The following is a 25,177-nucleotide window of genomic DNA, read 5'->3' as shown; positions in this document are numbered from 1 at the left end:
GCCTGCCGCCAGAAACGTTACCGAACGCGGTCGCCTTATTCCGACCGCAGGGCCTCGACCGGGTCCTTTCGGCTAGCGGCACTTGAGGGGATCAGACCCGCTAGGAACGTAAGGAGCACGCTGATACCCACGAGCACCACCGCCGCCTGCCAGGGGAGGATGGCCACATTGCGGACGTCGAACAGCGAGTACACGATGGCATTGGCGGGTATGCAGGCAAGCGCGGTCAACCCGATGCCGATGACGCCGGCCGTGAATCCCACGATGACGGTCTCTGCGTTGAACACGCGGCTGATGTCGCCTTTGCTGGCGCCGATGGAGCGCAAGATGCCGATCTCCTTCTTGCGCTCGAGCACGCTGATATAGGTGATCACCCCGATCATGATGGAGCTAACCACCAGCGAGATGGCAACGAACGCCACCAGCACGTAGCTGATCATGTTCACGATGGTGGTGACCGAGCTCATCAGCGCACCCACGATATCGGTGTAGCTGACCACCTTGCCCTCTTCGCCGTTCATCTCCATACGGTCGTTGTAGGCGTCGAGGATGTCGATGACGCTTTGCTTGCTGGGGAAATCCTTCGGATAGATGTCGATGCTGGCGGGTTTGGCGTAATCGGCCCAGCCGAGCTTCTTCATGTTGTTGTCGTAGCTGGACTGCTCGGTGGACATGAGGCTTGACATGAGCTCGGCAAGCTCCTTCTCGTCCATATTCATCTGGAAGGCGTCGGCGAAGGCGGACTGGTCGATGCCCATGGCGCTGGACATGTTGCCGGCGAGCCTGGTCATATACGAGTTCATCGCGGCGGACACCTGCTGCTGCATCGCACCTGCGAACTGGGTCATCACCTGCGACATAGCGCTTTGCATATACGTTTGCATGGCGGCGCCGAGCTGCGTTTGCAGCTGCGAGGAGATGGCCTGCGTAAACGCCGGGAGCAGCTGTTGCTGGATCTGCTGGCCGATCTGCTGCGAAAGCTGATCGCGCAACCGCTGCTCGATCTGACCCGACATGCCGCTGAAGTCGATGGAGTCGGCGATGACCTGCTGCATCGCCGCCTGCGTGGCGGGGTCTGCCAGATACGCCGCCACGGCCGTATCGATGCTGCCCGCATATTCCGGATGCGCCGCCAGCCACGCGGGGTATCCTTGCACGATGCCCATAACGCCGGCGGTAAGCGCATCGGTTTTGATGGTGGGCTGCACGCCGTCGAAGCTGATGTCCAACCCGCTGAAATCAAGGCTGAGCTTGCTGACGTCGATGGCGCTCGGATCGATACTGATGGACGACGCGTCGAAGGCGGGCAAGCTGGAAAGATCAAGGTTCATGCCCGACAAATCCATGCTGGCGCCCAGATCGGCGCCCTGCAGCCCCGCGGTCAGCGCGCTTTGGTCGAACGTGAAGGCGCTCTGCAGCTTCTGCCCGTCGATGGTGAACAGGCTGGACATATCGAAGCCGTTGCCGCTTTTCTGGGCGCTTTCCTCATCGGCGAACGACTTGCCCGTGATCACGTTCGTTGCCGGGTTCGCCTTCTGGTCCTGCACGATTTGGGTGTTCCCCGCTTGGTCGATCAGGTGGTTCACCAAGCTGGAGGGGTAGTACAGACCCGTCTGCAGGGAGGTGATCTTCGCGCCTTCCTTCGGCTTCACGACGCCCGCGATCTTCAGCGTTTCCCCGTTGTCCACCAGGTTCCTCATGTAGGCATCGTCGCCGGATTTGTCCTTCCACACGCCGTACTCGTCATCACGCTGATAGAAATCGGCGGCGTTCACCAGCTTGAAGGTGACGCCCATCAGGTCGTCATAGGAAAACGACAGGCTGTCGCTCGGCGCGTTGACGGCTTCTTCGTTGGCGAAGGCGCGCACCATGCTCTCGAGCTCGGCATGATCGCGCAGGCCCATGGAATAGAGCATGAAATCGCTCACGCTGCCGCCCGGCGTGAGCACCAGCACGACCTCGTCGTAGCTTTCAGGCCAATGACCCGCCATAACGTCGTACTGGCCCTCGACCATGCCCATATTGTCGGGCAGCTTGTAGAAGATGTTGGTGCTCATCATCGACGACATGATGCCATTCGAAGCCGTAGAGGAGCCCAGACCGATGCTGGCGAACGACTTGTCCGGGTTCACCTGATGCACGGCGCCGGATGTATCGGAGCTGAAGATCTGCGGCGTGACATTGTAGCCGTACTCGATGGAGCTCACATACGGCTCCATGCCCGATTCGCCCGAGTCGAAGTACTCCTTCAGCGACGCCAGGTCATTGCTGCCGATGCTGTCGAACGTGCTCGCGATCATCTTCGATTCGTGCACGGGCTTGCCCGAATCGCCATCGGAGGAGTTGCCCTGAGCTTTCTCCGCCGATGAACCTTCCGCACTACTGCCCAGCCCCATCATGCTGGTCATGTCGAACCCTTGGTCCTGAATCTGCAGCGGGTATTCGGAAAGCGTCTCCTCTTCCACATTGGCGATGTAGCTGTTCACGCCGTTGGCCAGCGACAAGATGGCGGCGATGCCGATGATGCCGATACTGCCCGCGAACGCCGTCATAAGCGTGCGACCCTTCTTCGTAAGCAGGTTCTTGAACGACAGGGAAAGCGCCGTGAGGAACGACATGCTGGTGCGACGGGCCTGCTTGGCGGCGCGGCGCGGGGCGTTCTCAGCCGCCGGGTCGAACGGACGGGTGTCGTCGCGGATGACGCCATCGGCCAAGGTGACGATGCGCGTGGCGTAGCGCTGCGCCAGCTCGGGATTGTGCGTGACCATGATGACCAGGCGGTCGTCGGCGATTTCGGTGAGCAGGTCCATGATCTGCACGCTGGTCTTGGAGTCGAGCGCGCCCGTAGGCTCGTCGGCCAACAAGATCTCGGGGTCGTTGATGAGCGCACGGGCGATGGCGACGCGCTGCATCTGGCCGCCGGAAAGCTGGCTAGGCTTCTTGTTGACATGCTCGGCAAGCCCCACGCGGCCGAGCGCCTCGATGGCGCGCTGACGGCGCTCGGCGCGGGACACGCCGGAAAGCGTGAGGGCAAGCTCGACGTTTTCCAGAATGGTCTGATGCGGGATAAGGTTATAGGCCTGGAACACGAAGCCGATGCGGTTGTTGCGGTACGCGTCCCAATCGCGGTCTTTGTATTCGCTTGTGGACACGCCGTCGATGAGCAGGTTTCCGTCGTCGTAATGGTCAAGGCCGCCGATGATGTTGAGCATGGTGGTCTTGCCCGAGCCCGAAGGCCCCAGCACTGCCACGAACTCGTTGTCGCGGAAGGCCACCGACACATGGTCGAGCGCGGTTTGCGTGAAGTCCGCGGTGGTATAGGACTTGCACACGTTTATCAATTGCAGCATGCAGCCGCCTTTCGAATTTGAAGACAATCGTTATGATTATCCCCCGCCGCGCCCCCCATCCGCCGCGCTTTCGCGAAATGCGTGGAATCCGTTACCTTCGGGCGCGCGATTTAGCCGATAGCGGCGTCTGCCGCTTGTGCGACATCGACCATGCAAGCCTGCGCCTGCGACCTTTCGGCATTGCCGGAAAGCACCACCATCACATAGGGATTCCGGTCGAGCGCAATGCCCCCATCGTTGAACACACCGTCGAGCGTACCCGTCTTGTGAGCGAAAACGCTGCCCGCAGGCAACCCTTCAAGCAGCCCAGCGTTATCATGCTGGCCTTTCAGCAAGTCAAGAGCGAACTCACTCGCGTCCGAGCTCACCAGCTTCCCTTGGTAGATCAGCTGCAGCATATGCGCAACATCGTTCGCCGATGTATAGTTCTCGTCGCCTGCGGCAAAATCCATCATCCGACGGTTGAGAGCGGTCTGCGTGAGGCCGATTTCGCTCGCGTACTCGTTCACAGCCGACATGCCGACCGCGTCGATAATCAGATTAGTGGCGACATTGTCGCTATCTTGAATCATGTAAGCGGCAAGCTGGCGATACGTATACGACCCGCCGGCACCCGATGCCTGGATGACGCCCGTACCTCCCACTATGTCCGACGGGCCCACGGTTACCGAATCATCAAGCGATAACGCCCCGGATTGAGCCTGATCAAGCAAAGTTCCCAAGATCGCCAACTTGATGATGCTGGCAGAAACGAAGGGCTCGTCACCGTTCACGTCGACCGACCAAGATCCATCAGCCGACGCGCATGCAACGGCATAAGTCCCCGCATGGGCCCCCGTAGCCTGCTCCAACGCATCCCGCAAGCCCTCGGGCGCCGAAACAGGCGCCGCAGCTTCGCCGGCCCGAGTATCATCGACGCAGTCGACAAGTGCCTCGACATCGGAGGTGCCAGCCGCTTCTCCTTGTTTCTCCTGGCCAGAATCGCATCCAGCAAGCAAACACGATGCAAGCAGCACCGTCATTGCCGTCACCCAGACGCCCGCCACCCGCACTGGCGCGCCCATCATAAGCAGAACCCGAACACGACGCCCTCCGCGGTGGAGGCATAGCCGCCGTTATCTACCTCCGGACCCATGTCCCCGAACGACGTTGCGACATTAGGAGCCGAAGAGCGCATCCACCAAACGCCGGGATTGCTCGATCCGGCAATGCTGCGATCAAGCGAAGCGTGACCCTGCTCGCCAGCAACGCCTTGCTGCTTGAACCAAGCGTATTGCGACCCCTCCTTATTATCCACCGTGTCGATATAGCTTTGATCCGACCCCTTATTCCACGCAATGGGGCCAAGGCATTCCACCCAGGAGAACAGCCATACGCTGTCCTGCGTCTCGGTAACGCTTGCGGGCGAAGTGGTCTTACCGGCATTGTTCGACAGCTTGCTCACCGCCACCACGCCAGAACGCATTTCATCGGGAAACGACTGCAGCACTTCCCCGTTCAACCAAGCGCGCATACCCGACGACTTCCAGCCGCCGGAGTTCGAAGCCGTGGGATTCATAGGATGCTCGGCGAAAATTTCCGAAGTCATGAACGTGAACGCCGCGCTTCGCCCGCTCGAGCCCTTGTCTTTGAACACGTCGACGATGAACACGTCTACGTTTCCCATAGATGTCTGCAGCGTCTTCGCTTCGCCGGTAAACGAACCGTCCGGCTTCACGAGGTTGTAGCTTGCCGCCATCTTCACGGCATCGTCGCGGTTTTTCGCCGTGCGCTCAATTTCCGCAGCGATATTCGAAAGGTCAGCCCACGAATACTCGGAGATGCCGCTTTTCACCTGCACTTGCTGGGAGACGGCGTTTTCCGCGGCGGATCCCTGCGCCCCGTCGGATTGCTGCTGGGCCTGCTGATCGGTCTGCTGCCGGCTTGCCGTCTCGCTAGACGAGCCACCAGCCGCTTCGATGATGCGGGGCACAGCGAACACGGCTACCGCGATGACGAGAACCGCGCATACCGCCGCAACGGTCGCAACCTGCGGGGAGATGCCCTTACTCCGAGAGGCGGCTCCTTGCGCCATCGCCGGGCGAAACCCCCGATTGCCCCCAACATCCTGCGACGGCGATGCCTGCGCGGAGACGGTATCCCCCGCTTGCCGGCCCGAGACATCGCCAGCATACGACGCAGGCTCTTCGTCAAGAACCGGGGCCCCGCAGAACTCGCAGAACCTGGCATCATCCTCAATCGGCTTTCCGCAATTCGCGCAGAACATAGCGCACCCCCTACCGCTAGCCACCAAACAGCATCTGCCACGACAGCAACATGATGGCTCCATAGTAGCCGAACGACAAGCAAAGAAAACAGGCGAATCAGCATCCGGCGCCCCTCCGCCCGGTTCGGCAACTTGCCCTGCGGGACGATTCCCGCCAAGGCGATTGCGATGAATGCCACGGGGCGCCGTTGCCGGTATACTATCTTCATTGCGGCAGGAAGGCTGCTTTAGGGGTTCGAAAAGGAGGAATCGTTATGTACGGATCAACTGGCGTTATGTATGGTTCAACTGGCTCTCACGGGATGTCTACGGCCATCGACATCATTGCGCCCATTTTGGGGATTGCAGCCATTGCGGGGGCGATTGTGCTGTTCATCAAGTTCGCAAGCAAGAAAGCGGATAAGACGAAGCCGCTTACCAAGTTCTTCAGCTTCGATCACCTGTTCATCGAAAGCATCACGAAGTTTCTGTATGTGTTCTCAACAACCTCGATTGCAGCATTTTGCCTGATCCTCCCCTTTATGTCCGCTGCATCGAAATCGGGCGTCAGAGCAATGGGAGCCTTCTTCGAAGGTCTCATCATAGCCGTCTTCGCATTCGTGATTTTCGAGGTCGTCAACCGCCTGCTTTTCGAATGGAGCATGATGTTCATCCGCGGCGCAGTCGATCTGCACGACATCCGCAACAAAATGCTCGGATCGACCGACTCGGCATTCAATGACTCAATCGACTTGAGCGGGATATTCGCTGCAAAACGTCGTTCCGGCAATACCCCAACGGACAAGGCCGAACAGTCGGCTGCCCAGCCCTCCCAACCCTCTCAACCCGCACAGCCGACGGTGCCCATCAGCCCCGTCGCGGCGAGCACATGGGACTGCCCGTGCGGAAAGACGGGTAACGCCGGATCGTTTTGCCCCAAATGCGGACACCCCCGGCCGTAGCTTATAAGCCATCACCAATAACTTCGATTCACAAGCAGGGCGACCGCCCTGAACGGATCGCCATGGTCTCTAGCATCAGATATCAGCTGCAAGCATAACTGCAGCCGCGAAGGAGGCGTCGATGTACTGCGAGCATTGCGGAGCGAAGCTTTCCGATAATGCACGGTTTTGCCCAACCTGCGGAAGCGCAACCAACGAACAATCCCCAGCCGACGACCAAGGATCGGCGAGCGCATCCGGCACAACGTCCTGCTCCCAAGCGGATACGCCCCGGAAAGCCATCGGGAAGCCCACCGTGATCGCAGTTTCGGCCGTGGCGTTCGCGCTTATCGCCGCCGGAGTCGCTTTCGGCGCGCTCTCCATCAGCAACCCGGCAAAACCCACAGACGAGCAAACCTCAACCGAACAAGAGACTCCGGAAATAAAGCAACCGGAACAGCCATCGGCTGCTGCGGTGCCAGAGCAAGAGCCGGCACCCGAGACCGCGCCGGAGCCAGAACCCACGCCCGCACCCGTCAACCCCGCCGCAGAGGCGCAAACCGCCCTGCAAGCGGTCGTCGACGACTATCGATCGCTTGCAGACGATTCCGCCAAGCTCAGCAAGGACGACCTAGCTTCCAGACATCCTTACGTGAATTCGATGGCCATTCCCAATTATCTTATGGATTGGGCGAACAGCGGCTTCTCGAACGTTTGCTACGCCTTTTCCGATTTGAACGGCGATGACGTCCCCGAGCTGATCATCGGCTGCAAAGACGCGCAGTCCAACACGCAGGCGTTCGACATCTGGTCCTACGTCAACAATGCCCCCGTTCGCGTCGCTTATTCGTGGGAACGTTCGATTATGCGTGTTTGCGCCGGCGGCTATCTTTACGAACGCGGAAGCGGCGGCTTCCAAGACTGGATGATCACCGTGAGCACGCTGAGCGCCTACCCGACCGGCGTCGGCGACGCCTGGACGGACTACACGAACGGCTTCAAAGGTCGCACCGATAACCTCAACGTAGTCGAGAAGCTCGGCATGGAGAGCGGGACGTACGTGAAGATTGATGCGCAGGGCAACAAGACGTCCATTACCGCCGAGCAATTCCAAACCGAGAATCAAGCCATCGAAGCGCAATACCCGGCCGACAGTTCCATCGAGTGGATTCCGCTTATGTCATAGCGCCTTCGCAGCGATTCGCCCGAGACTCCAATCTGACCTTTTCGCTGTTCATAGAGCTGTTAGGCCTATCGTTAGCGATATTCGGTGATTTCCGTTTGTGCTGTCGCGCGCCCTGTTCGCCCCGCTTTCGCGAAATGCGTGGAATCCGTTACCTTCTCCGCAAACCGCAAACGCAACCGGCGCAGTTGTCGGCTTTCCCCGTTGCACCCCTTCCCTGCCTAGCGTGCCCGCCCCGGTTGGCGTACTATCGTCTGCGAGAAACGATCCCCGAATGCAAGGAGCGTATATGGAACGCGAATCCGCGTGGAAACGCTACGATGAGGACCAGCTGGCCGAGCTCGAGCAGCTTGCCGCCGGCTACATCGACTTCATCTCCGAGAACAAGACCGAGCGCGAGTTCTCCGCCGCCGCCATCCGCAGCGCCGAGGCCGCCGGCTACGAAAGCCTGGACGCCGCCATTTCCGCAGGCCGCAAGCTTGTCCCCGGCGACAAGGTGTGGGCAACCATGCGTAACAAGGCCGTTATCCTGGTGCAGCTGGGCGCCCGCCCGCTAACCGACGGCATGAACATCCTGGGCGCGCACATCGACAGCCCGCGCCTGGACGTCAAGCAGAACCCGCTGTACGAATCCAGCGAGCTTGCCTTTATGGACACCCACTACTACGGCGGCATCAAGCACTACCAATGGGTCACCGTCCCGCTGGCGCTGCACGGCGTGATCGCCAAAAAGGACGGCAGCATGGTGGACGTGAAGATCGGCGAGGATGCCGATGACCCCGTCTTCTGTATCTCCGACCTGCTCATCCACCTGGCGAACCAGCAGATGGGCAAGAAGGCAAACGAGGTCGTCGAAGGCGAGGCGCTCGACATCCTGGTCGGCAACCGCCCCCTGGTGGTGCGCGACGAGGACGGCGAGGCCAAGGAGCAGAAGGACCCCGTGAAAGCCTTCGCCCTGAAGCTACTTGCCGACAAGTACGGCATCGAGGAAGAGGACTTCCTGTCCGCCGAGCTTGAGGTCGTTCCCGCCGGCCGCGCCCGCGACCTGGGCTTCGACCGCAGCATGGTGCTGGGCTACGGTCAGGACGACAGCGTGTGCGCCTACACCTCGCTGGTGGCGCAGCTTGCCGTCGCCGGCGAGGAGCTCGACCGCGCCGCCGTGTGCGTGCTCGTGGACAAGGAGGAGATCGGCAGCGTGGGCGCCACGGGCATGGCCTCGCAGTTCTTCGAGAACACCATCGCCGAGATCATGGAGCTTGCCGGCGAAGGCGGCATGTTGCCGCTGCGCCGCGCGCTGGCCGCTTCCGCCATGCTCTCCTCCGACGTCTCCGCTGGCTTCGACCCCGCATACGCCAGCGTATTCGAGGCGAAGAACAGCGCATACCTGGGCCACGGCCTGGTGTTCAACAAGTACACGGGAGCGCGCGGCAAGTCGGGTAGCAACGACGCCCGCGCCGAGTACATGGCACGCATCCGCAAGCTCATGGACGACGCCGGCGTGCAGTTCCAAACCTGCGAGCTGGGCAAGGTCGATGCCGGCGGCGGCGGGACCATCGCGTACATCCCCGCGAAGTACGGCATGGACGTCATCGACTCCGGCGTGGCAGTGCTTTCCATGCACAGCCCCTGGGAGGCCACCAGCAAAGCCGACATCTACGAGGCCGAGCGCGGCTACGAGGCGTTCCTGCGCGCATAACGGGCAGGGGCACGAAAGCGAAGACCGCTCCCGCACGCAACCTCGGAAAACCGTCGATAAACAGCAAGAAGCGCCGCGACTTGAAGTCGCGGCGCTTCTTTATTCGCTAGCTTGTCGCAGGCTCAGACGCGCACCTGCGCATCCGCCGTTTAGAACTCCAGGCCCTCCAGGCGTTTGAATACCTCGTCCTTGCGGGTCAGGAAGTCCCACGGATTGAAGATCTCGTCGAGCGTTTCCTTGGACAGCTTGGCCTCGGGGTCGTTCTCCAGGCGCTCGCGATACGTGGGGCCGTCCACCGCGTTCTGGATATCCTCCCACACGGCCATGGCGTTGCGCTGCACGATGACGTACGCCTCCTCGCGCGTGATACCCGTGTTCACCAGGGCCAGCAGCACCTTGCTGGAGAAGATGAGGCCCTTGGTGCGCCACACGTTGTGCTCCATCTTCGCCGGATAGGTTTGCAGACCGTCCATGATCCACTGCATCTTGGCGAACATGTAGTCAAGCGCGGTGAAGCTGTCGGCCAGCGCCACGCGCTCGGTGCCGGAGTGGCTGATGTCGCGCTCGTACCACAGCGCCACGTTATCGAGCGCCACCTGGGCGTTCGCCTTCACGCAGCGGGCAAGGCCGCACACGCGCTCGGCCGTGATGGGGTTGCGCTTGTGGGGCATGGCCGACGAGCCCTTCTGGCCCTTCTTGAACGGCTCCTCCGCCTCGATGACGTCGGTCTGCTGCAGCAGGCGCACCTGCATGGCGATGGACTCCAGCGTTGCGGCAGCGCAAGCCAGCGCGCACATGACCTGGGCGTGGCGGTCGCGCGCCAGCACCTGGGTGGACAGCGGGTCGGGCGTCAGGCCCAGCTTCTCGCACACGTACTTCTCAACGTAGGGGTCGATGCTGGAGTACGTGCCCACCGCGCCGGAGATGGCGCCGGTCGCGGCGACCTCGCGAGCCTGCTCCAGGCGGGTCTGCGCGCGCTTGAGCGCCCAAGCCCAGCTGCCGAACTTCATGCCGAACGTCATGGGCTCGGCATGAATGCCGTGCGTACGACCCACGCACAGGGTGTTCTGGAACTCGAACGCGCGGCGCTTGCACGTCTCACCCAGCTGCTTCACGTCGTCCAGGATGATGTCGATGGCCTGCACGATCTGGTACGACAGCGCGGTGTCGCCCAGGTCGGAGGAGGTCATGCCGTAATGCACCCAGCGGCTGGGCTTTTCCTGACCCTCGGGGACGTCGGCGTCGATGTACTCGGCCATGCAGGTGGTGAAGGCGATGACGTCGTGGTTCGTGACTTTCTCGATCTCGTCGATGCGCTCAACCGTGAAGTCGGCGTGGTCGCGGATCCACTGCGCCTCCTCCTTCGTGATGCCGGCTTGGCCGAGCTCGGCCTGAGCCTCACACGCCAGCACCTCGATTTCCTTCCAGATGGAGAACTTGTTCTGAAGCTCCCAGATGGCGCCCATGGCCGGGCGCGTGTAGCGGTTGATCACAACGACCCCTTTCGCGGTTGATAGTTGATGGCCCCATGATACCGTGCGCGCAAGCGGCGCGCCGGCACCGCACGCGTTTCTGCAGATGGTTTACGTATGAAAGCGGACGAACGGAGGGAGCCCGAGCGGCAAGCAGCGCGCTGCCGCGCCTTCCCCCGCGCCCCACCCCGCCTTTCGCGGATTCAACGTGTTCGTTCGCCGAATCATTCTCAGATATGATAAGATGCGCCTAGCTATTTACTAGGTTTATTGGGGGGATCATGACGATCGAGAAAGAAAAGGGCCGACAGGACGACGCTCTCGAAGCATGCAATGCCGAAGCCGCCGCGCACAAGGCAGGCGAACAGCTCAACGTGTTCGACAAGGGCCGCATGGAAGGACCCGACGCCGACAGCACCACACACGGCACCGTGCGCGCCGTCTGCGTGTCCAAGCGCAAGGGCACGCGCAAGACCGTGGTGGACGGCCCGGTGACCATCGAGGCCCATCACGGCGTCGCCGAGGACGCGCACGCCGGAGACTGGCACCGCCAAGTTTCGCTTCTGGCCTGGGAATCCATCGAGAAAGCCCGGGCGCGCGGCCTAGATGTGAAGGAAGGCGATTTCGCCGAGAACATCACCACCGAGGGCATCAACCTCATGGCGCTGCCGCTCGGCACGCAGCTCAAGATCGGCGACGATGTGCTGCTGGAGCTGTCGCAGCAGGGCAAGGTGTGCCACAAGAAGTGCGCGATTTTCTACCTGGCCGGTGACTGCATCTTCCCGCGCGAGGGCATCTTCTTCGTCGCCCTCACCGGCGGCAAGGTCAAGGCCGGCGACAGCATCGACGTGGTGAAGCTGGGCGACGGCACATGCGAATACACGCCGCAGGAGGCCTTGGACGAGCTGGCGAACACGCCGCGCTAAAGCCGCGAAGCGCCAACCGCCGTGCGGGCACCTACCCGCGAGCCGACCCACCTGCTAGCCAACCTATCCGCACGCATGCAGACGCGCGCCCGCGCCGAGCACGGCGGCTTCGCCGGCTCCGCCCCTGCGCTTCAATTCATCCTCATAACGCGAAAGGGCCCGAAATGAAATCCATTTCGGGCCCTTTCATCAGGAGCTCGGCCTAGAAGGCCCTCGCCCCGTTGCTACAAACCTTTAAACGCGGCGCGCACGGCGTCGATGACCTGGTTATCCGCCACCACGATGGCCTTGTCACCGGGGAACAGCACGGTGTCCTCGTTCACCACCTCCACGTTGTCGCTGGACGCGACCGCCGCGATGATGCTATCGGGAGGCAGGGGTATGGCGCTTGCCAGCACACCGGCATCGTTGGAGTGGTGTCGCATGCGCGGGACGACCACCTCGGTCAGCATGACGTTGCCGTGCGTCAGCGACGACACGACGCTCACGCTGCCCAGCAGTGTCTCCTCCTCGATAAGATTGGCAATGAGCGTGGTGGATGACACGCACTCGATGCCCACCTCGTGGAAGATGCGCAGGTTCTTCGGGCTGTTCACGCGAGCGATACAGCGAGGCACGTTGAACACGCGCTGGGCGATCTCGCACGAAACCAGGTTGTCGTCGTCCTGGCCCGTGGTGGCCACGAACACGTCGGCGCGGCGGATTCCCGCGTCCTCCTGGTATTTCGAATCGCAGCCGTCGCCGTGAATGACCAGGTAACGACCCTGCAAAACCACCGACAAGCGGTCGGCCGTTTCCAGGTCCTCCTCGATGATGGTCACATCGTTGCCGCTCTCAAGCAGCACGTTCGCCAGATATTCGCCGATTTTGCCGCCGCCGGCGATCACTACGTACATCAGCCAAACCTCCCCCGCTTCGCCATCGGGCAAGCGGAAACCGCGTTAATCTTGAATGTACTTGCTGAATTGCTCGATAAGCTCATGGCGCACGCACGCCAGCACCGAGTCCCCGTTGTATAGGATGGACTCGCGCGTGGGGATGGAGCTGGCGCTGCCGTCGCCGCGCTCGAACGCCACGATGCGGATATCATGGTCACGCTCCATCTCCGCCACGCGGATGGTGTTTCGCTCGGACCAGCTCAAATCGAGGGAAAAGCGCAGCACCTCGAACTCGCCGAACGTGTCCAGATGGGCGCCGTGCCCGGAAACCACCTTGCTGAACACGTCTTCGGCCACCAGCGACGTGCCGCACACGTAGTCGATGCCCAGCTGCATGTACGCTCGCTCATGGTCGGGGTTGTACAGACGGGCGATCACGTGGGGAACGCCGAACAGGCGGCTTGCCACCTCGCAGCACATAAGGTTGGTGTTGTCCAGCTGCGTTACCGCCGCCACAACGTCGCATTCATCGACGCCGGCTTTCTCCAGCGTTTCCTCGTCGAAGCCCACGCCCTGAATGGTGGACCCGTTGAAGTTGCGGCCCAGATTGGCGAACGCGTCCACGTTGCGATCGATCACGCACACGTTGCTGCCGTTGTCCGACAGCATGTTGGCCAGCTGCGATCCAACGCGGCCGCAGCCCACCACGATGACGTTGCTCATGCGAAAATCCTTCCCGAAGTTCACGCAACAGGATAACGCAAAAGGCGGCCCGCAGGCCGCCTTCGCGCTAGATCAGCTGCATTTGCGCAAGCGTTTTCGCGTACCAATCCTCATAGGTTGGCGGGCAGTACTTGTTGGCGTTCGCCAGGGAAATGGTGTACCCATAACCCTTCGCCAAACCCTGCACGTGCGCGTTGATGGATTCATTCCAGCTTCCCCAGGACGTATTCCCCATCCAACCCCATGCATTATGGCTGCGGAAGCAGTTCAGACCCTTCGTGGATTCGGTATTGGAGATGGCCGGGGAGAAACGCGGGTCCACGCCGTTTTCCCAAGCCGCCTCGGCGAACGTGGCGCCATAGCCTGAAAGCGAGCTTCCCGCCAGATACGCGTCGATGCGCAGCGTCCATTCGCCCACGAACTCCGCCTTGCTGACGTTCCAGTCGACCTCCGCCAAGCCCGTCAAGCCAGCGCCTTCGTCGCGGGAAAGCTGAGCATCCCTGTTGGCAAGCGCGGCCTGAGTATGCGCCAGGTCCTCGGCGCGCTGCGCCTCCTCGGCGGCGCGACGGGCTGCCTCCTCCTCGGCCTCGATGGCGGCGACGCCCTTCGAGATGTCGCGCGTTCCAGCGGCCGCCAAACGGGATGTTGCGGTCACGGAAGCGTCCGCAGCCTGGTCGGACAGGGACTCGGCCGATGCCGATGCGCTGCCCGGCGTGCTGACCTCGCTGATGCCGAACGTCTGCATATCGTGGGAAACGCCGGCGGCGGCGGTTGCGAATCCCACGCCCAGGCAACCTGCCAGCACGCACGATGCGCAAGCAAGGCCGACGATCTTCAGCGCCAGCCCGCCGGTGCGGTATGCATTGCGTTTCTTCAAACAAAACCTTTCGCTCGCAGCACACGACCAGGCCGCCAAGGCGGCGACAGCTTGTTTTCGATTGTCGAAAGGGTTTGCTGCCTGAAGGGCGATATGCTGTTCTGACAGGCATTATTTTACCGGAAGGCCCGAAACCGGCAAAATCATGTGAAGGCGCCCTTCATCGTTTGTTCGATTGACAAGTAAAACATTTATATTTCCCCAGGTGGCTTCCCATAGCTTAGGCAAAACCGAAACACGAACAAGCGTACCGCATCCGACGAGCGGCGCCTTATGAAACGGAAACGGCCATGCGCGCTGCGCATGGCCGTCGTGCAAACCCATCGGTTTGGCTAATCAAAAGGCAAAGGGAAGAGGTACTCGCGTCCCAGCGGCGTGCCGAAGGACAACTCGCGCAGCGGGCCGGGCTCGGAAAGCAAATCGAAGCCGAGCACGCAGAACAGCACCACGAACACCGCCGCCGCCACGACAACGACGGGCCGACGCGCATATACCCCCATCGCCAGCAAAACTGCCGCCAACGCGGGAAGGGGCCACAAATACTCGAACATCTTCGACAACGTGGCCCACGAGACGAACCCCATGCTCATAGGCAGCAGCGTCAGCCCCGCCACGAACACGGAGACGCCCGCGAAAAACGCCAAAGCGCGCTCGCCTTCGCTGCCCGGCACGGCTATGCGCACAATGCCGAAGACCACCAAGGCCAACGGCCAGCATTGCCACCAGGCAACCCCGTGCAAAAACCCCGACACCGCAAACGATGCGCCCAACGAGGCCAAAAGGCAGCCGGCCGTAAGAGCAAGCACGATGCGAGCGGTCGACGGGCCATCCCCTTCGCCGGCTTTAGCGCCACGGGGTTCGGCGGAAGCAGCATCAAGGCCCATCGCGGGCCCTTGGTCGCATCGGGCTTTCTCGGCCATCGCAGGCGGCACGGGAGGCAGATGCGCCGCGCCCACATAAGGCGCGGCGCTCGCGCAACGCCCCATCGCGGCACCGCGAGCACGACGGCAATCCACCGCGCCGAACGTATCGGAATGAACGGAATCAGGCTCCACCTTCACGGGCTTCACCTGCATGGGTCTTTTAGGAAGCACGGCCCAGAGCACCATATACGCAAGGCCCGCAAGGCCCAACGTCAACACGGCGAACGTCAGGAAAAGAATGCGCACGACCAGCGGATCGACGTCGAAACGCTCGGCGATTCCGGCACACACGCCCCCTACCAGCGCATTGCGCGACCGGTACAGCTGGCGTGTTCGGCTCACTGCTCCTCCTGACCTGCCTTACCATCAGATGCTTGCAAGGCATCGCCGGAAATGCGCTCCACGCGTACCGCAAGGATGCGCCGACGTCGCATGGAGTGGATAGTGAAGCGGTAGCCGTCCTTCTCGAAGGAGTAGCCCATTTGCGGAACGGTGTCCAACATGCTGAGCACCCAGCCGGCTATGGTCTCGTAGTCCTCGGACTCGGCAAGCGGCCAACCCATCTCAACGGCGTCCTCAACGGGAAAACGGCCGTCGGCAAGCCACACACCGGGACCTTCCTGCTTCAGAATGGGGCGCTCGCGATCGGTTTCGTCCACGATCTCGCCCACGATCTCCTCGACGATGTCCTCGACGGTAATTAAACCATCGGTTCCACCGTACTCGTCCACCACGATGGCCATCTGTTGCCGTTTCGTTTGCATTTCGGCCAGAAGCGGGAACACATCCTTCGACTCAGGCACGAACAGCGGCTCGAAGGCATAGTCGACCGCCAGGTCGTCGCCATGGCCGTCGAGCACGGGAGGCACCAGGTCCTTATAATGGACCACGCCGACGATGCGGTCGATATCCCCTTGGAACACCGGGAGGCGCGAATAGCCCGTTCCCATCATGCGGTCCACCGCTTGACGCACGGTTTCGGTATCCTCCACCAAGATCATATCCACGCGCGGCGTCATGATCTCGCCGGCATCCATGTCGCCCAGGTCCAAGATCTCGTGAATCATGCGCTTCTCATCATCGAGCAAATCGTCGCTATCCGCCACGAAATCCTTGATCTCGTCCTCAGCCGACAGGGCCTGGCGCTTCGGCGCTCCCAAGAAGCCGAAAATGCCCTTCAAGCCCTTTTTACCGTCGCCGTCTTCGTTTTTCCCGTTCATGCGCTAAAACCGCTCCTAGTGATAATTTCCTTTTGAGCTAGCCTACATGACATACAGCGCAATCGCCAGGAATTGCAGCACGCTTCCCGCCACAACCCACAAATGGAATATGGAATGCATGTACGGGATCTTCTTCAACACGTAGAAGATGCATCCAACCGAGTAGCAAAGACCGCCTGCGACCAGCAGCCACAGCCCCGCAGCAGGGATGGCCTGGATAAGCGCCGGCAGGAACCCCACGATAGACCAGCCCAGCGCAAGATAAAGCACCGCGGAAATCCAGCGCGGGCGAAAAACCCAGAACGCCTCGCAAGCAACGCCTATCACGGCAAGGACCCACACGAACGCGCACAGCACGATACCGTTCGAATCGGCAAGGGAGATCAGGCAGAACGGCGTGTACGAGCCAGCGATGAACAGGTAGATGCAGCTATGGTCCAGCACCTTGAACACGCGTTTCGCCTTGTCGACGGCCAACGCGTGATACAGCGTGGACATGGTGTACTCCAGCAGCATGGTGAGCGTGTACACCAACGCGGCGAACAACAGGATGCCGCCGCCATGGCTTACCGCCTTCACCACAAGGATGGGGATGGCGGCGATGGCCAGAAGCGCGCCGACGCCGTGCGAGATGGAGTTGGCTATCTCCTCGCCCAACGTGTACTCGCGCACGTTGCGCTTCCTGTTCGCCTCGTTCGCCGAGGTTTGCGCAGGCTCATTGCGATGCACTCGGGCCTCGCGCAGGTCGCGCGGTTTGAACTGGGACGGCGTCCAAGCATGGGGAGCAGCAGGCGCTGCAGGGGTTTCACCGGCGCCGGAAGGCATATCCGGCGATGCGGGGTATGTCGTTTCAGTATCCATAGGCACCAGTTATACCACACGCGCAGCATAACGGCTCCCGTATGCTGCGCACCCGTAGCGAAGCGGCTGCGCAAAGGAAGCCAGCGTCTTGCAGGCGGCGTTATACTGGGATATGGAACACCTGGCGCCACGCGCCGCAGGACCTCGAAATCAAGGAGCGCACATGCAATACGACGAGCTGAAAGAGCACATCAAGCAGGCCATGAAGGCACACGACAAGGTCCGCCTGTCCATCCTTCGCCAAGTTCACGGCGAGATCAAGAACATCGAGGTGAACGAGCGCCGCGAGATCACGGAGCAAGACGTCGACGACATGGCCAAACGCGTCATCAAGCAAACCAAGGAAACGCTGGAAGGCTCCATCAAGGCCGGCAACGACCAGGAGCGCACCGACACGCTCACCGCTCAGGTGAAGATGCTCGAGGAGCTGCTGCCGCAGCAGCTGGCCGGCGAGCAGCTTTCCGCGCTCATCGACACCGTGCTGTCCGAAACGGGCGCAACCACGAAGAAGGAGATGGGGCGCGTCATGGGCGAGCTCACCAAGCGCACCGGCGGCAACTTCGACAAGGCCGCCGCCGCGAAGGAGCTGCAGGGCAAGCTTGCCTAACGCAACGGCAAGCGAATAGCGAAAACGCCGCTTGCAGCGCAGGCGGCAAAAGCGAACGGGGTCGAAGGCGCGCATCGCCTTCGACCCCGTTCACGTATGGTAGCTTCGACCCCGTTCCGCATTGCAGCTTCGCAGCGCTCGGCCGCCTCCGACAGCCACGCCAGCTCCGCATCACGGCTTAAGGACGGCCACCTTCTCGACAACGGTCACTCCGCAGCAGCCTTCGATCGAAACGCCCGACGGCCTTCTACGGCCACCCCCAGCTGCACATCACGGCTTAGGGGCGATCGGCCGCCTCCTCGACGACAGCCAGCTCCGCAGCAACCTCGCTCGAAACGCTCGACGGCCTTCTCGGCTGCAACCGGCCCCAAATCCCTACTCGAAATGCTCGGCGGCCTTCCCGAGCTGCTCGATGATGTTGATGCCCTGCGGGCACATGGCCTCGCAGGCGCCGCACTGGATGCAGTCGCTCGCACGGCCCGGCACCGCCTGCCAACTATATTGCTGCTTGGCGAACTCGGTATTCTCCGTTTGAACCTCCAGGTTCAGCAGGTTCATGATCTCGGGAATGGCAACCTGCTGCGGACAGTCCTTCACGCAGTAACGGCAATTGGTGCACGGCACCGTGGGCATAGCGGCCAACACTTCGCGCGCCGCATCGAGCGCTTTCTGCTCCTCCGGGGAGAACCCGCCGCCGTGCTCATGCCATTCGGCGATATTCTGCCTCATCTGATCGGGCGTGGACATGCCAGAAAGCACGGTGAGCACGCCGGGCTGGTTGTAGCAGAAGCGATACGCCCACGACGCCTGGCTCAGATCCGGGCGCTGCTCCAGCAGCGGCGCCGCAACGGCTGCCGGCAAATCGGCCAAACGTCCGCCACGTGCGGGCTCCATGATCACCACCGGCTTGCCGTGCTTGCGGGCAACCTCCATGTTGCGACGCGATTGCACCACGGGGCTTTCCCAGTCCAGATAGTTAACCTGCAACTGAATGAAGTCCACCTCGGGATGGTCGTTGAGCAGCTGATCGAGCGTTTCCGCACCGTCGTGCATGCTGAAGCCCACATTGCGGATTTTGCCAGCGGCCTTCATCTCCTGCGCCCATTCCCACATACCGAAGTCATCGAACTTCTTCGTGCGCTCACCGCCCACGTTGTGCAGCAGGTAGTAATCCACGTAGTCGGTGCCCAACCGTTCAAGAGACGTATCTAGACACGCCTTGGCGGTTTCGGCATCGGGCAACGCCCAGGCAAGGCACTTTGTGGCGATGGTAAAGCTCTCACGCGGATAGCGCTCAACCAACGCCTCACGCAACGCCACCTCGGAGTGCCCGTTATGGTAGACGAACGCGGTATCGAAATACGTGCCACCGGCGTCCATGAACAAATCCACCATCTCCTTGACCTGGTCGATGTCGATGGCGGTGACATCCTTGGGGTCGGTAAGCGGCAAGCGCATGCAGCCGAAGCCCAGCTTCGGCACGGTGTTGTTCTCTACGGTCATCGAATGCTCCTCTCGTCTCATTCGATGGTAAAGGCTAGAGCGCACTTCAGGTCAAGGGCGGTTTCAAACAACGGCAAAAGCCTACCTGTCGCGCACCTCATCCGCATCCCACACCAACGTGGTTATGCTGTGCCCCGCCGCCTTGCACTCCGCCGTGAACACCCCTTCCGACACCAGGAACTTTCGCGGTCTGGTATGACGGTTCAGCACGACCAGCGCACGCGACCCATCGGGACGCAGAAAGCCCACCGTTTCCAAATCATCGGTGTAACGCGAGGTCAGGAAACGACGGGAGCCCACCGGCGCGAAACGCGAGAAATGCGCCATGTAGAAGAACGATCGATTCGCCACCAGCTCGCGCTTGTCGCGATCGTACATCAACGGCGCTTCGCAGAAGTTGCGGGCATGGTTCGGCCCGCCCTTCTCGTTGAGCAGCAGATTCCAATCGATGAACCCGGCAGCGCCTGCGTTCAGGCTGCCTATGACGGCATGCGCATACTGCTCAGCTTTGCGTTCCTGCGTTGCCTTGCGCTCCTCGCCGCGCGTGTATTCCACGCAGCCCTCAGTGAACAACAGCTCCTTGTCGGGCCAACGCCGCGCCACTTCGTCCACCTGCTCGAAGTGATCGCCCGCATACCAATGGAACGCCACGCCCGCAAAAGCATCGGAGGCGACCGTGCCCTCGGCTCGCCAGCCGGCAGCGGCAAGCGGCAGCTTCCCCGCCTGACTCACCGGCGCCCCGAAGGTGGACTGAACGCGCGACAATATCTTGTCGGTGTTGTGATCCCAAGCGAACAGCTTCACGTCGCCATGCCCCGACGCATCCAACGCCGGACGCAGATACGCTGCCGCAAATTGAGCTTCCTCTTCCGCGCTGAACAGGCACGAATCCCATGCTTGGCTTGCCATAGGCTCGTTTTGCGCGCTCATGCGGCTTATGCGCACGCCCTCGCGAGCATACGCGTCCACATATTTCGCCAGCACCTCGGCCCATGCCTCATATTGCGAACGGCGCAGCTTTCCCCCACCGTTCATGCGTCGATTGGTCTTCATGAACGCCGGCGGGCTCCAGGGGCTTGCGAACAACTGCAGCTGCGGGTTCACCGCAAGCCCGCACTTGATGAACGGAAGCAGCAGCTGCCTGTCGCGGCTGATAGTGAACGACCGCAAGCTGGAATCGAAGGGCCTGACATACGAGTAGTTGCTCAACGCGAAATCGCAGCTTTGGATATGCGTGCGGCACAAGCTATACGCATTTCCACCGGCAGCCGGATCGCCGTCCTTCGCTCCCCCGAAGCACAACAGCAGAAACCGGTCCTGCAACTCAGGCGGCATGAGGGCGAACACGTTCGCCGCCGCCTCCGTGAACGCACCGCCAAACCCCGATATACGCTGATACGCCACATCGGGACGGCAGGTGATCAAATGGAGTTCGGCATCCGGATTGCGAGTGAACCCCAGCTCATCCTGGGACAGCGTGTTATTCGCATCGGTGACGTAACGCTTCATGATGACTACCCTTCAGGCTCCAAGGCGCCCGCCAGCACCTGCATGCGGGCCTCGACCTCCTCGATGATACGGCTGCAATCCTTCAGCTCGCTGCCGGCATCGATGCCTTGCACCTCGCTGACGGCCTTGTACTTCAAATCGTGCTCTAAGCTTGCCCAGAAATCCATGGCAAGCGTTCTCAGCTGGATTTCCACGGGAATGGACTCCTTCTTATCCATGAAGAACACGGGGATGCGCGCGATAACGTGAAGGCTGCGATACCCGTTCGGCTTCGGCGAGGCGATGTAATCCTTCACCTTCACGATCTCAAGATCATCCTGGCGATTGAGCAGCTCGAACAGGCTGTACACATCCTGGATATAAGGGCAGATGACGCGAATGCCGGCGATATCGAGAATGTAGCGTTCCATATTCTCAAGCGTTGCCTCGTACCCGTAGCGCCCGATCTTCTCATAGATGCTCGCAGGAGTTTTCAAGCGGCTTTCGATATGGTGGATGGGATTGCGATGCTTCTTCAGGTTCAGATCCTGGTCCAAGATCTCCAAGCGAACCTGCATCTCCCTCATGGCGGCCCGATACTTTTGCATGATCGACTGAGTCTCCACGCTGGCCCGATGCAGCTTCTCCATGCTTTCGGAAGTCATGTGCAGATTCCCATTCATATCGAACGCCGAAAGATCGGGTACGTTCGGGACGGGAAGCTGCTTTGCGGCATCATCCTCCACAGTACGGCCCTGTAGCCTTTCCGGGGCTTCATTTGCGGGTTCACCGGTCGTACTCATCGGCTTGCTCCTTCTCCGCATCCCATCGATACGGTACGTCTACGCAGTTCGCGCATTGAAAATACGCGCCGCAGGCCATGCGGCTTGCGGCGCGTGCTATTGATTACGATTATGGTACCGCACGGGAAGCCAGGTTTACAGAGCGGCGAGGGCTTTCTTACCGTTCCGTTACCACGGCCGGTCTCCCGTCCAGGCGATCACGCCTACTTGCGCAAATCGGCCTTCGCCTGCTCCCACAAGCGGTTTTGCTCCTCGCAGGTCATATCCTCAAGGCGCACGCCCTGCTCAAACGCCGACTGTTCCATAACGGACCAGCGCGTACGGAACTTACGGCAACTTGCCCGCAGCGCGTTCTCGGAGTTCACGCCCATGCGACGAGCAACGTTGACCAGGCTGAACAGCACATCGCCCAGCTCCTCCTCCACATGGGCGACGGCATCGGGGTCGCCTTCGACCTTGCCGTTGGCCGCCTTCGGAGCCTGGTCATACGCCTCGTTCAACTCATCGATTTCGCTTCGAACCTGGTCCCACACATCTTCGAGGGTATCCCACTCGAATCCGGCCGCAGCCGCCTTACGCGATATCTTCTGCGCCTGCATAAGGGCCGGGAAGCTCACGGGCACGCCATCCAGCAACCCTGCCGGCGGCTCGTCTCCGCTTTCCCCACCAGCCTGATCAGCTGCCTGCTTTTCCTGAAGTTTCACTTTATCCCAGAGGTTCAACACCTCGGATGCGCCAGCTGCCGCCTCATCCCCGAACACGTGCGGATGGCGCCTGATCATCTTGGCATCCACGTCCGCCGCAACATCCTCGATATCGAACTCGCCCGCATCTGCTGCAATCTGGCTTTGCAGCACCACCTGCAACAACACATCGCCAAGCTCCTCGCGCATATGGGCAACGTCGCCCGCCTCGATGGCATCGACCGCTTCGTACGCTTCCTCGATCATGTTGTGGGCAATGGACAAGTGCGTCTGCTCGCGATCCCATGGGCAGCCATCAGGCGCGCGAAGCGCCGATATCGTAGCCACGAACTGATCGAACGCGGGGTGCTGCTCGGGATGCGCCGCCCGCTCAAGCGCATTCTCATGTTGCGATGCCGACATACCATGCTCCTTCGTCGAGTTATCTTGTGAAGAGTATACCCTTCAACGCAACGAGACCGCCAAACCTCGGAGATAGAGCCCGCATTTAAGGGATGCAGTTTTCACGGCTAGGCAAGGAAACCAAGCCGGCTTTTCTACCACGGCATGAGAACTGCACTTTTCCGAGCGCAACCTTGATTTCGTTAAGCGTTGCGGTTTTATGCCATGGCGCCAGAACCGCACCTCTCCTCGATACAAAGCAACGGAAGCTTCGTTTTAACGTGCAACAGGCCGCAATGCGCCCTTAAAGAGCCAATCGAGCATTCCTGATACTACGGCATAAGCTCGCCCCATGGATTGAGGCAACAGAGCTCAGGCCATGAGCCTTTTATCGATTCGATCCTCGTTGCCACAGGTCTCGTTTTGCACATAACAAAGTGACCGTGACCGTAACCGTAACCCTATCCCTCCCCGCTTGCCAGTCCGTCCGCCTTTTCACCCTTCGCTTTGTCTTAGCGCTTAGTTCCTCTCCAGGGTTTCCGCCAATCTGCCACCCTTACACACGCTGCCGAGTTGCCGCCCCATCGCCCGACTGCAGGTTCCGCGCACGTGCTGCGCATCGTTGCGGCTATCGGGTATCATTAATCCCAAGCAACATCGAACAGGAAGAACGGCTCATGATCATCAACGTCAGCACCATAGACGACCCCCGCCTTGACGCATACGCGCGTCTGACGGAGGTGCAATTGCGAAACAAGCTCGAACCCGAGAAGGGCATGTTCATCGCCGAGTCATCGAAGGTCATCGAACGCGCCGTCGCGGGCGGTATGCAACCGCTTTCGCTGCTGATGGAGGAGAAGTTCCTTTCCGGCATGGAGCCCATCATCAAGCAAATCGAGCAACGCTACCCGGATTTCGATTTACCGGTGTTCATTCTCCCCCATGGCCAGCTCAAACAACTGACCGGCTTCGAACTCACGCGTGGCGCGCTCGGAGCCTTCCGACGTCCTATCGCGGAAAGCGTTGAGGACGTTTGCCGCAATGCCCGACGAGTTGCCGTGCTCGAGGACATCACGAACCACACCAATGTCGGAGCCATCTTCCGCAGCGCAGCCGCGCTCGGAATCGATGCCGTGCTCGTCACGCAAGCTTGCTATGATCCGCTCTATCGTCGAGCAGTCCGCGTATCCATGGGAACCGTATTCCAAGTCCCCTGGGCCCGCATCGGCGCAGATTCCGGCGCCACAGGAGCCGGCTCATGGGCCCACGACGGCATTCCGTTGCTACACAGCCTTGGGTTTAAGACCGCCGCTTTGGCGCTATCGGATAATTCGATTTCCATCGATGACCCCCAGCTTGCCAGCGAAGAGCGCCTAGCCCTGGTGCTAGGAACCGAAGGCGACGGCTTAGCAGCAAGCACTATCGCGCATTGCGACTACACCGTGCGTATCCCCATGGCCCACGGAGTGGACAGCCTCAACGTAGCAGCAGCAAGCGCCGTTGCCTTCTGGGAGCTGCGTGCAAAGTAGCGCATCGCCAACTCGCCGATCCTCGACCTCAACACACCCCCTCTTACAGGCTCAGGAAAAGAATTGGCCGCCAGCGAAAACTCGCAAGCGGCCAATCAAACCGTTAATCAAATAGCATGGAACTATTTCACGACTAGCACAGGTACCTTTGCACCAGCAAGCACCTTGTGGCTAACGCTGCCCGTATATTCCTTCAAACCAGAGAGTCCCCTATTACCGATAACGATCATGTCGTAATCACGCTGATCAGCAAGTCGCAGGATCTCGCTAGCCGGATTGGTGCCCGTAAGCAACAACGAATCGGTGCGAGACGCAACGTCATCGCCCATGCCATCAGCCGCAGCCGCAAGCAGGTCCTCGCCATCAGAGATCATCAAATCCAAAATGCTTTGGAAACTAGCCATCTGATCGGAGCTCAACATTGGAATCGGCACTACATACACAAGGTCGATATGAGCATTCGCGTTTGCCGCAGCCAATTCAGATGCAGTCTTGAGCGCCTTCTTCGAACCCTCAGACTCATCAAACGCAACAAGCATCTTATCTACAGCCATAATGAATCTCCTCCCTTGCAGCCCGAACCAGCAGACCGCAAAATCGCGAGCAATCACTCCAATCCCTTAGTTGAAGTATAGTCGACCTACCCTACACGGATCATACACAATTTGGTAACAGCAAGCACGGCACCAAAACCTTGTTCCAAACTGGCCCCAAATCCACAGATGATTTTGAATCTTGCTACGTTCTAGCGCCCCCAAACGCGGAAAGGCCCGCAGGGGAACCTCCCCCCGCGGGCCTTCTTCGGCGCGATAGAAAAGCGCCCTCCGCGAGCGCGACGCCCTGCCCTCCCGCAGCCTGGCGCTGCAG

21 protein-coding genes and 1 pseudogene are annotated in these 25,177 nt (G+C 60.7%); 7 read left to right on the top strand and 15 right to left on the bottom strand.

What is annotated here, in order from left to right:
• Nucleotides 1-35 precede the first annotated feature (35 nt).
• The 3 genes from Q0G75_RS04475 to Q0G75_RS04465 all read right to left on the bottom strand — a co-directional run bounded on the left by Q0G75_RS04475 (nt 36) and on the right by Q0G75_RS04465 (nt 5,616).
• Nucleotides 36-3,350, bottom strand: coding sequence for an ABC transporter ATP-binding protein/permease (locus Q0G75_RS04475; RefSeq protein WP_294417013.1), 3,315 nt, complete (start codon nt 3,348-3,350; stop codon nt 36-38).
• Between the two features lie 110 nt (nt 3,351-3,460).
• Nucleotides 3,461-4,372 (bottom strand): serine hydrolase, encoded by a 912-nt coding sequence (locus Q0G75_RS04470; RefSeq protein WP_294417011.1) that lies wholly within the window; start codon nt 4,370-4,372, stop codon nt 3,461-3,463.
• A 41-nt stretch (nt 4,373-4,413) separates the two neighbouring features.
• The gene (locus Q0G75_RS04465; RefSeq protein WP_294417009.1) at nt 4,414-5,616 is read right to left on the bottom strand and encodes a DUF6273 domain-containing protein; all 1,203 of its coding nucleotides are present in this window, start codon (nt 5,614-5,616) and stop codon (nt 4,414-4,416) included.
• A gap of 254 nt (nt 5,617-5,870) precedes the next feature.
• Here Q0G75_RS04465 and Q0G75_RS04460 point away from each other — a divergent pair, with 254 nt between their 5' ends.
• The 4 genes and pseudogenes from Q0G75_RS04460 to Q0G75_RS04450 all read left to right on the top strand — a co-directional run bounded on the left by Q0G75_RS04460 (nt 5,871) and on the right by Q0G75_RS04450 (nt 9,415).
• Nucleotides 5,871-6,557: a DUF4282 domain-containing protein gene (locus tag Q0G75_RS04460; protein ID WP_294417007.1), complete on the top strand. Its 687-nt coding sequence runs from the start codon at nt 5,871-5,873 to the stop codon at nt 6,555-6,557.
• A gap of 121 nt (nt 6,558-6,678) precedes the next feature.
• Nucleotides 6,679-6,741: pseudogene (locus Q0G75_RS09345) on the top strand (zinc-ribbon domain-containing protein); the annotation flags it as partial.
• 129 nt (nt 6,742-6,870) lie between these two features.
• The gene (locus Q0G75_RS04455; RefSeq protein WP_294417005.1) at nt 6,871-7,722 is read left to right on the top strand and encodes a hypothetical protein; all 852 of its coding nucleotides are present in this window, start codon (nt 6,871-6,873) and stop codon (nt 7,720-7,722) included.
• Between the two features lie 286 nt (nt 7,723-8,008).
• Entirely contained in the window at nt 8,009-9,415 is a 1,407-nt protein-coding gene (locus tag Q0G75_RS04450; protein WP_294417004.1) for an aminopeptidase, read from the top strand.
• A 149-nt stretch (nt 9,416-9,564) separates the two neighbouring features.
• Here Q0G75_RS04450 and purB read toward each other — a convergent pair whose 3' ends face one another.
• Nucleotides 9,565-10,908, bottom strand: a complete 1,344-nt coding sequence (purB, locus tag Q0G75_RS04445; protein ID WP_294416980.1) for an adenylosuccinate lyase — start codon at nt 10,906-10,908, stop codon at nt 9,565-9,567.
• Between the two features lie 260 nt (nt 10,909-11,168).
• On the opposite strand from purB, the gene Q0G75_RS04440 reads away from it, so the two are divergent.
• Nucleotides 11,169-11,813, top strand: a complete 645-nt coding sequence (locus Q0G75_RS04440) for an MOSC domain-containing protein (RefSeq protein ID WP_294416977.1) — start codon at nt 11,169-11,171, stop codon at nt 11,811-11,813.
• Between the two features lie 224 nt (nt 11,814-12,037).
• Here the strand turns inward: Q0G75_RS04440 and Q0G75_RS04435 are convergent, their stop codons facing one another.
• The 6 genes from Q0G75_RS04435 to Q0G75_RS04410 all read right to left on the bottom strand — a co-directional run bounded on the left by Q0G75_RS04435 (nt 12,038) and on the right by Q0G75_RS04410 (nt 17,295).
• Entirely contained in the window at nt 12,038-12,709 is a 672-nt protein-coding gene (locus tag Q0G75_RS04435) for a TrkA family potassium uptake protein (protein WP_294361391.1), read from the bottom strand.
• A 45-nt stretch (nt 12,710-12,754) separates the two neighbouring features.
• A complete protein-coding gene (locus Q0G75_RS04430; protein ID WP_042436957.1) occupies nt 12,755-13,414 on the bottom strand; it encodes a TrkA family potassium uptake protein in 660 nt (219 codons plus the stop codon).
• 67 nt (nt 13,415-13,481) lie between these two features.
• Nucleotides 13,482-14,291 (bottom strand): hypothetical protein, encoded by an 810-nt coding sequence (locus Q0G75_RS04425; RefSeq protein ID WP_294416975.1) that lies wholly within the window; start codon nt 14,289-14,291, stop codon nt 13,482-13,484.
• Nucleotides 14,292-14,623: 332 nt separating this feature from the next.
• Nucleotides 14,624-15,556, bottom strand: a complete 933-nt coding sequence (locus tag Q0G75_RS04420) for a PspC domain-containing protein (RefSeq protein WP_294416974.1) — start codon at nt 15,554-15,556, stop codon at nt 14,624-14,626.
• Nucleotides 15,553-16,434, bottom strand: a complete 882-nt coding sequence (locus Q0G75_RS04415) for a hemolysin family protein (RefSeq protein ID WP_294416972.1) — start codon at nt 16,432-16,434, stop codon at nt 15,553-15,555. Before Q0G75_RS04415 ends, Q0G75_RS04420 begins: the two co-directional genes overlap by 4 nt.
• Before the next feature lie 42 nt (nt 16,435-16,476).
• A complete protein-coding gene (locus Q0G75_RS04410) occupies nt 16,477-17,295 on the bottom strand; it encodes a hemolysin III family protein (protein ID WP_294416969.1) in 819 nt (272 codons plus the stop codon).
• A gap of 163 nt (nt 17,296-17,458) precedes the next feature.
• On the opposite strand from Q0G75_RS04410, the gene Q0G75_RS04405 reads away from it, so the two are divergent.
• The gene (locus Q0G75_RS04405) at nt 17,459-17,902 is read left to right on the top strand and encodes a GatB/YqeY domain-containing protein (RefSeq protein WP_294416968.1); all 444 of its coding nucleotides are present in this window, start codon (nt 17,459-17,461) and stop codon (nt 17,900-17,902) included.
• A 375-nt stretch (nt 17,903-18,277) separates the two neighbouring features.
• On the opposite strand, the gene Q0G75_RS04400 is transcribed toward Q0G75_RS04405, so the two are convergent.
• From Q0G75_RS04400 to mazG, 4 genes are all read right to left on the bottom strand, one after another.
• Nucleotides 18,278-19,405, bottom strand: coding sequence for an aldo/keto reductase (locus Q0G75_RS04400; protein WP_294416967.1), 1,128 nt, complete (start codon nt 19,403-19,405; stop codon nt 18,278-18,280).
• Nucleotides 19,406-19,486: 81 nt separating this feature from the next.
• Entirely contained in the window at nt 19,487-20,914 is a 1,428-nt protein-coding gene (locus Q0G75_RS04395) for a glycoside hydrolase family 30 beta sandwich domain-containing protein (protein ID WP_294416965.1), read from the bottom strand.
• Between the two features lie 5 nt (nt 20,915-20,919).
• Nucleotides 20,920-21,696: a GTP pyrophosphokinase family protein gene (locus Q0G75_RS04390; RefSeq protein ID WP_294416963.1), complete on the bottom strand. Its 777-nt coding sequence runs from the start codon at nt 21,694-21,696 to the stop codon at nt 20,920-20,922.
• A 203-nt stretch (nt 21,697-21,899) separates the two neighbouring features.
• Nucleotides 21,900-22,802: a nucleoside triphosphate pyrophosphohydrolase gene (gene mazG, locus Q0G75_RS04385; RefSeq protein ID WP_294416961.1), complete on the bottom strand. Its 903-nt coding sequence runs from the start codon at nt 22,800-22,802 to the stop codon at nt 21,900-21,902.
• Nucleotides 22,803-23,458: 656 nt separating this feature from the next.
• On the opposite strand from mazG, the gene Q0G75_RS04380 reads away from it, so the two are divergent.
• Entirely contained in the window at nt 23,459-24,310 is an 852-nt protein-coding gene (locus Q0G75_RS04380; protein ID WP_294416959.1) for an RNA methyltransferase, read from the top strand.
• Between the two features lie 122 nt (nt 24,311-24,432).
• Here the strand turns inward: Q0G75_RS04380 and Q0G75_RS04375 are convergent, their stop codons facing one another.
• Nucleotides 24,433-24,864, bottom strand: coding sequence for a universal stress protein (locus Q0G75_RS04375; protein WP_294416957.1), 432 nt, complete (start codon nt 24,862-24,864; stop codon nt 24,433-24,435).
• Nucleotides 24,865-25,177: the final 313 nt, after the last annotated feature.

Source organism: uncultured Senegalimassilia sp. (assembly GCF_934636665.1).
GTDB lineage: Bacteria > Actinomycetota > Coriobacteriia > Coriobacteriales > Eggerthellaceae > Senegalimassilia.
This window is presented reverse-complemented; position numbering and strand designations above follow the sequence as displayed.

What these genes read in the sequence shown, in the direction of transcription:
- Q0G75_RS04475 (WP_294417013.1), bottom strand. Translation starts at nt 3,350, where the DNA reads ATGCTGCAATTGATAAACGTGTGCAAGTCCTATACCACCGCGGACTTC.
- Q0G75_RS04470 (WP_294417011.1), bottom strand. Translation starts at nt 4,372, where the DNA reads ATGACGGTGCTGCTTGCATCGTGTTTGCTTGCTGGATGCGATTCTGGC.
- Q0G75_RS04465 (WP_294417009.1), bottom strand. Translation starts at nt 5,616, where the DNA reads ATGTTCTGCGCGAATTGCGGAAAGCCGATTGAGGATGATGCCAGGTTC.
- Q0G75_RS04460 (WP_294417007.1), top strand. Translation starts at nt 5,871, where the DNA reads ATGTACGGATCAACTGGCGTTATGTATGGTTCAACTGGCTCTCACGGG.
- Q0G75_RS04450 (WP_294417004.1), top strand. Translation starts at nt 8,009, where the DNA reads ATGGAACGCGAATCCGCGTGGAAACGCTACGATGAGGACCAGCTGGCC.
- Q0G75_RS04440 (WP_294416977.1), top strand. Translation starts at nt 11,169, where the DNA reads ATGACGATCGAGAAAGAAAAGGGCCGACAGGACGACGCTCTCGAAGCA.
- Q0G75_RS04435 (WP_294361391.1), bottom strand. Translation starts at nt 12,709, where the DNA reads ATGTACGTAGTGATCGCCGGCGGCGGCAAAATCGGCGAATATCTGGCG.
- Q0G75_RS04430 (WP_042436957.1), bottom strand. Translation starts at nt 13,414, where the DNA reads ATGAGCAACGTCATCGTGGTGGGCTGCGGCCGCGTTGGATCGCAGCTG.
- Q0G75_RS04415 (WP_294416972.1), bottom strand. Translation starts at nt 16,434, where the DNA reads ATGAACGGGAAAAACGAAGACGGCGACGGTAAAAAGGGCTTGAAGGGC.
- Q0G75_RS04410 (WP_294416969.1), bottom strand. Translation starts at nt 17,295, where the DNA reads ATGGATACTGAAACGACATACCCCGCATCGCCGGATATGCCTTCCGGC.
- Q0G75_RS04405 (WP_294416968.1), top strand. Translation starts at nt 17,459, where the DNA reads ATGCAATACGACGAGCTGAAAGAGCACATCAAGCAGGCCATGAAGGCA.
- Q0G75_RS04400 (WP_294416967.1), bottom strand. Translation starts at nt 19,405, where the DNA reads ATGACCGTAGAGAACAACACCGTGCCGAAGCTGGGCTTCGGCTGCATG.
- Q0G75_RS04395 (WP_294416965.1), bottom strand. Translation starts at nt 20,914, where the DNA reads ATGAAGCGTTACGTCACCGATGCGAATAACACGCTGTCCCAGGATGAG.
- Q0G75_RS04390 (WP_294416963.1), bottom strand. Translation starts at nt 21,696, where the DNA reads ATGAGTACGACCGGTGAACCCGCAAATGAAGCCCCGGAAAGGCTACAG.
- mazG (WP_294416961.1), bottom strand. Translation starts at nt 22,802, where the DNA reads ATGTCGGCATCGCAACATGAGAATGCGCTTGAGCGGGCGGCGCATCCC.
- Q0G75_RS04380 (WP_294416959.1), top strand. Translation starts at nt 23,459, where the DNA reads ATGATCATCAACGTCAGCACCATAGACGACCCCCGCCTTGACGCATAC.
- Q0G75_RS04375 (WP_294416957.1), bottom strand. Translation starts at nt 24,864, where the DNA reads ATGGCTGTAGATAAGATGCTTGTTGCGTTTGATGAGTCTGAGGGTTCG.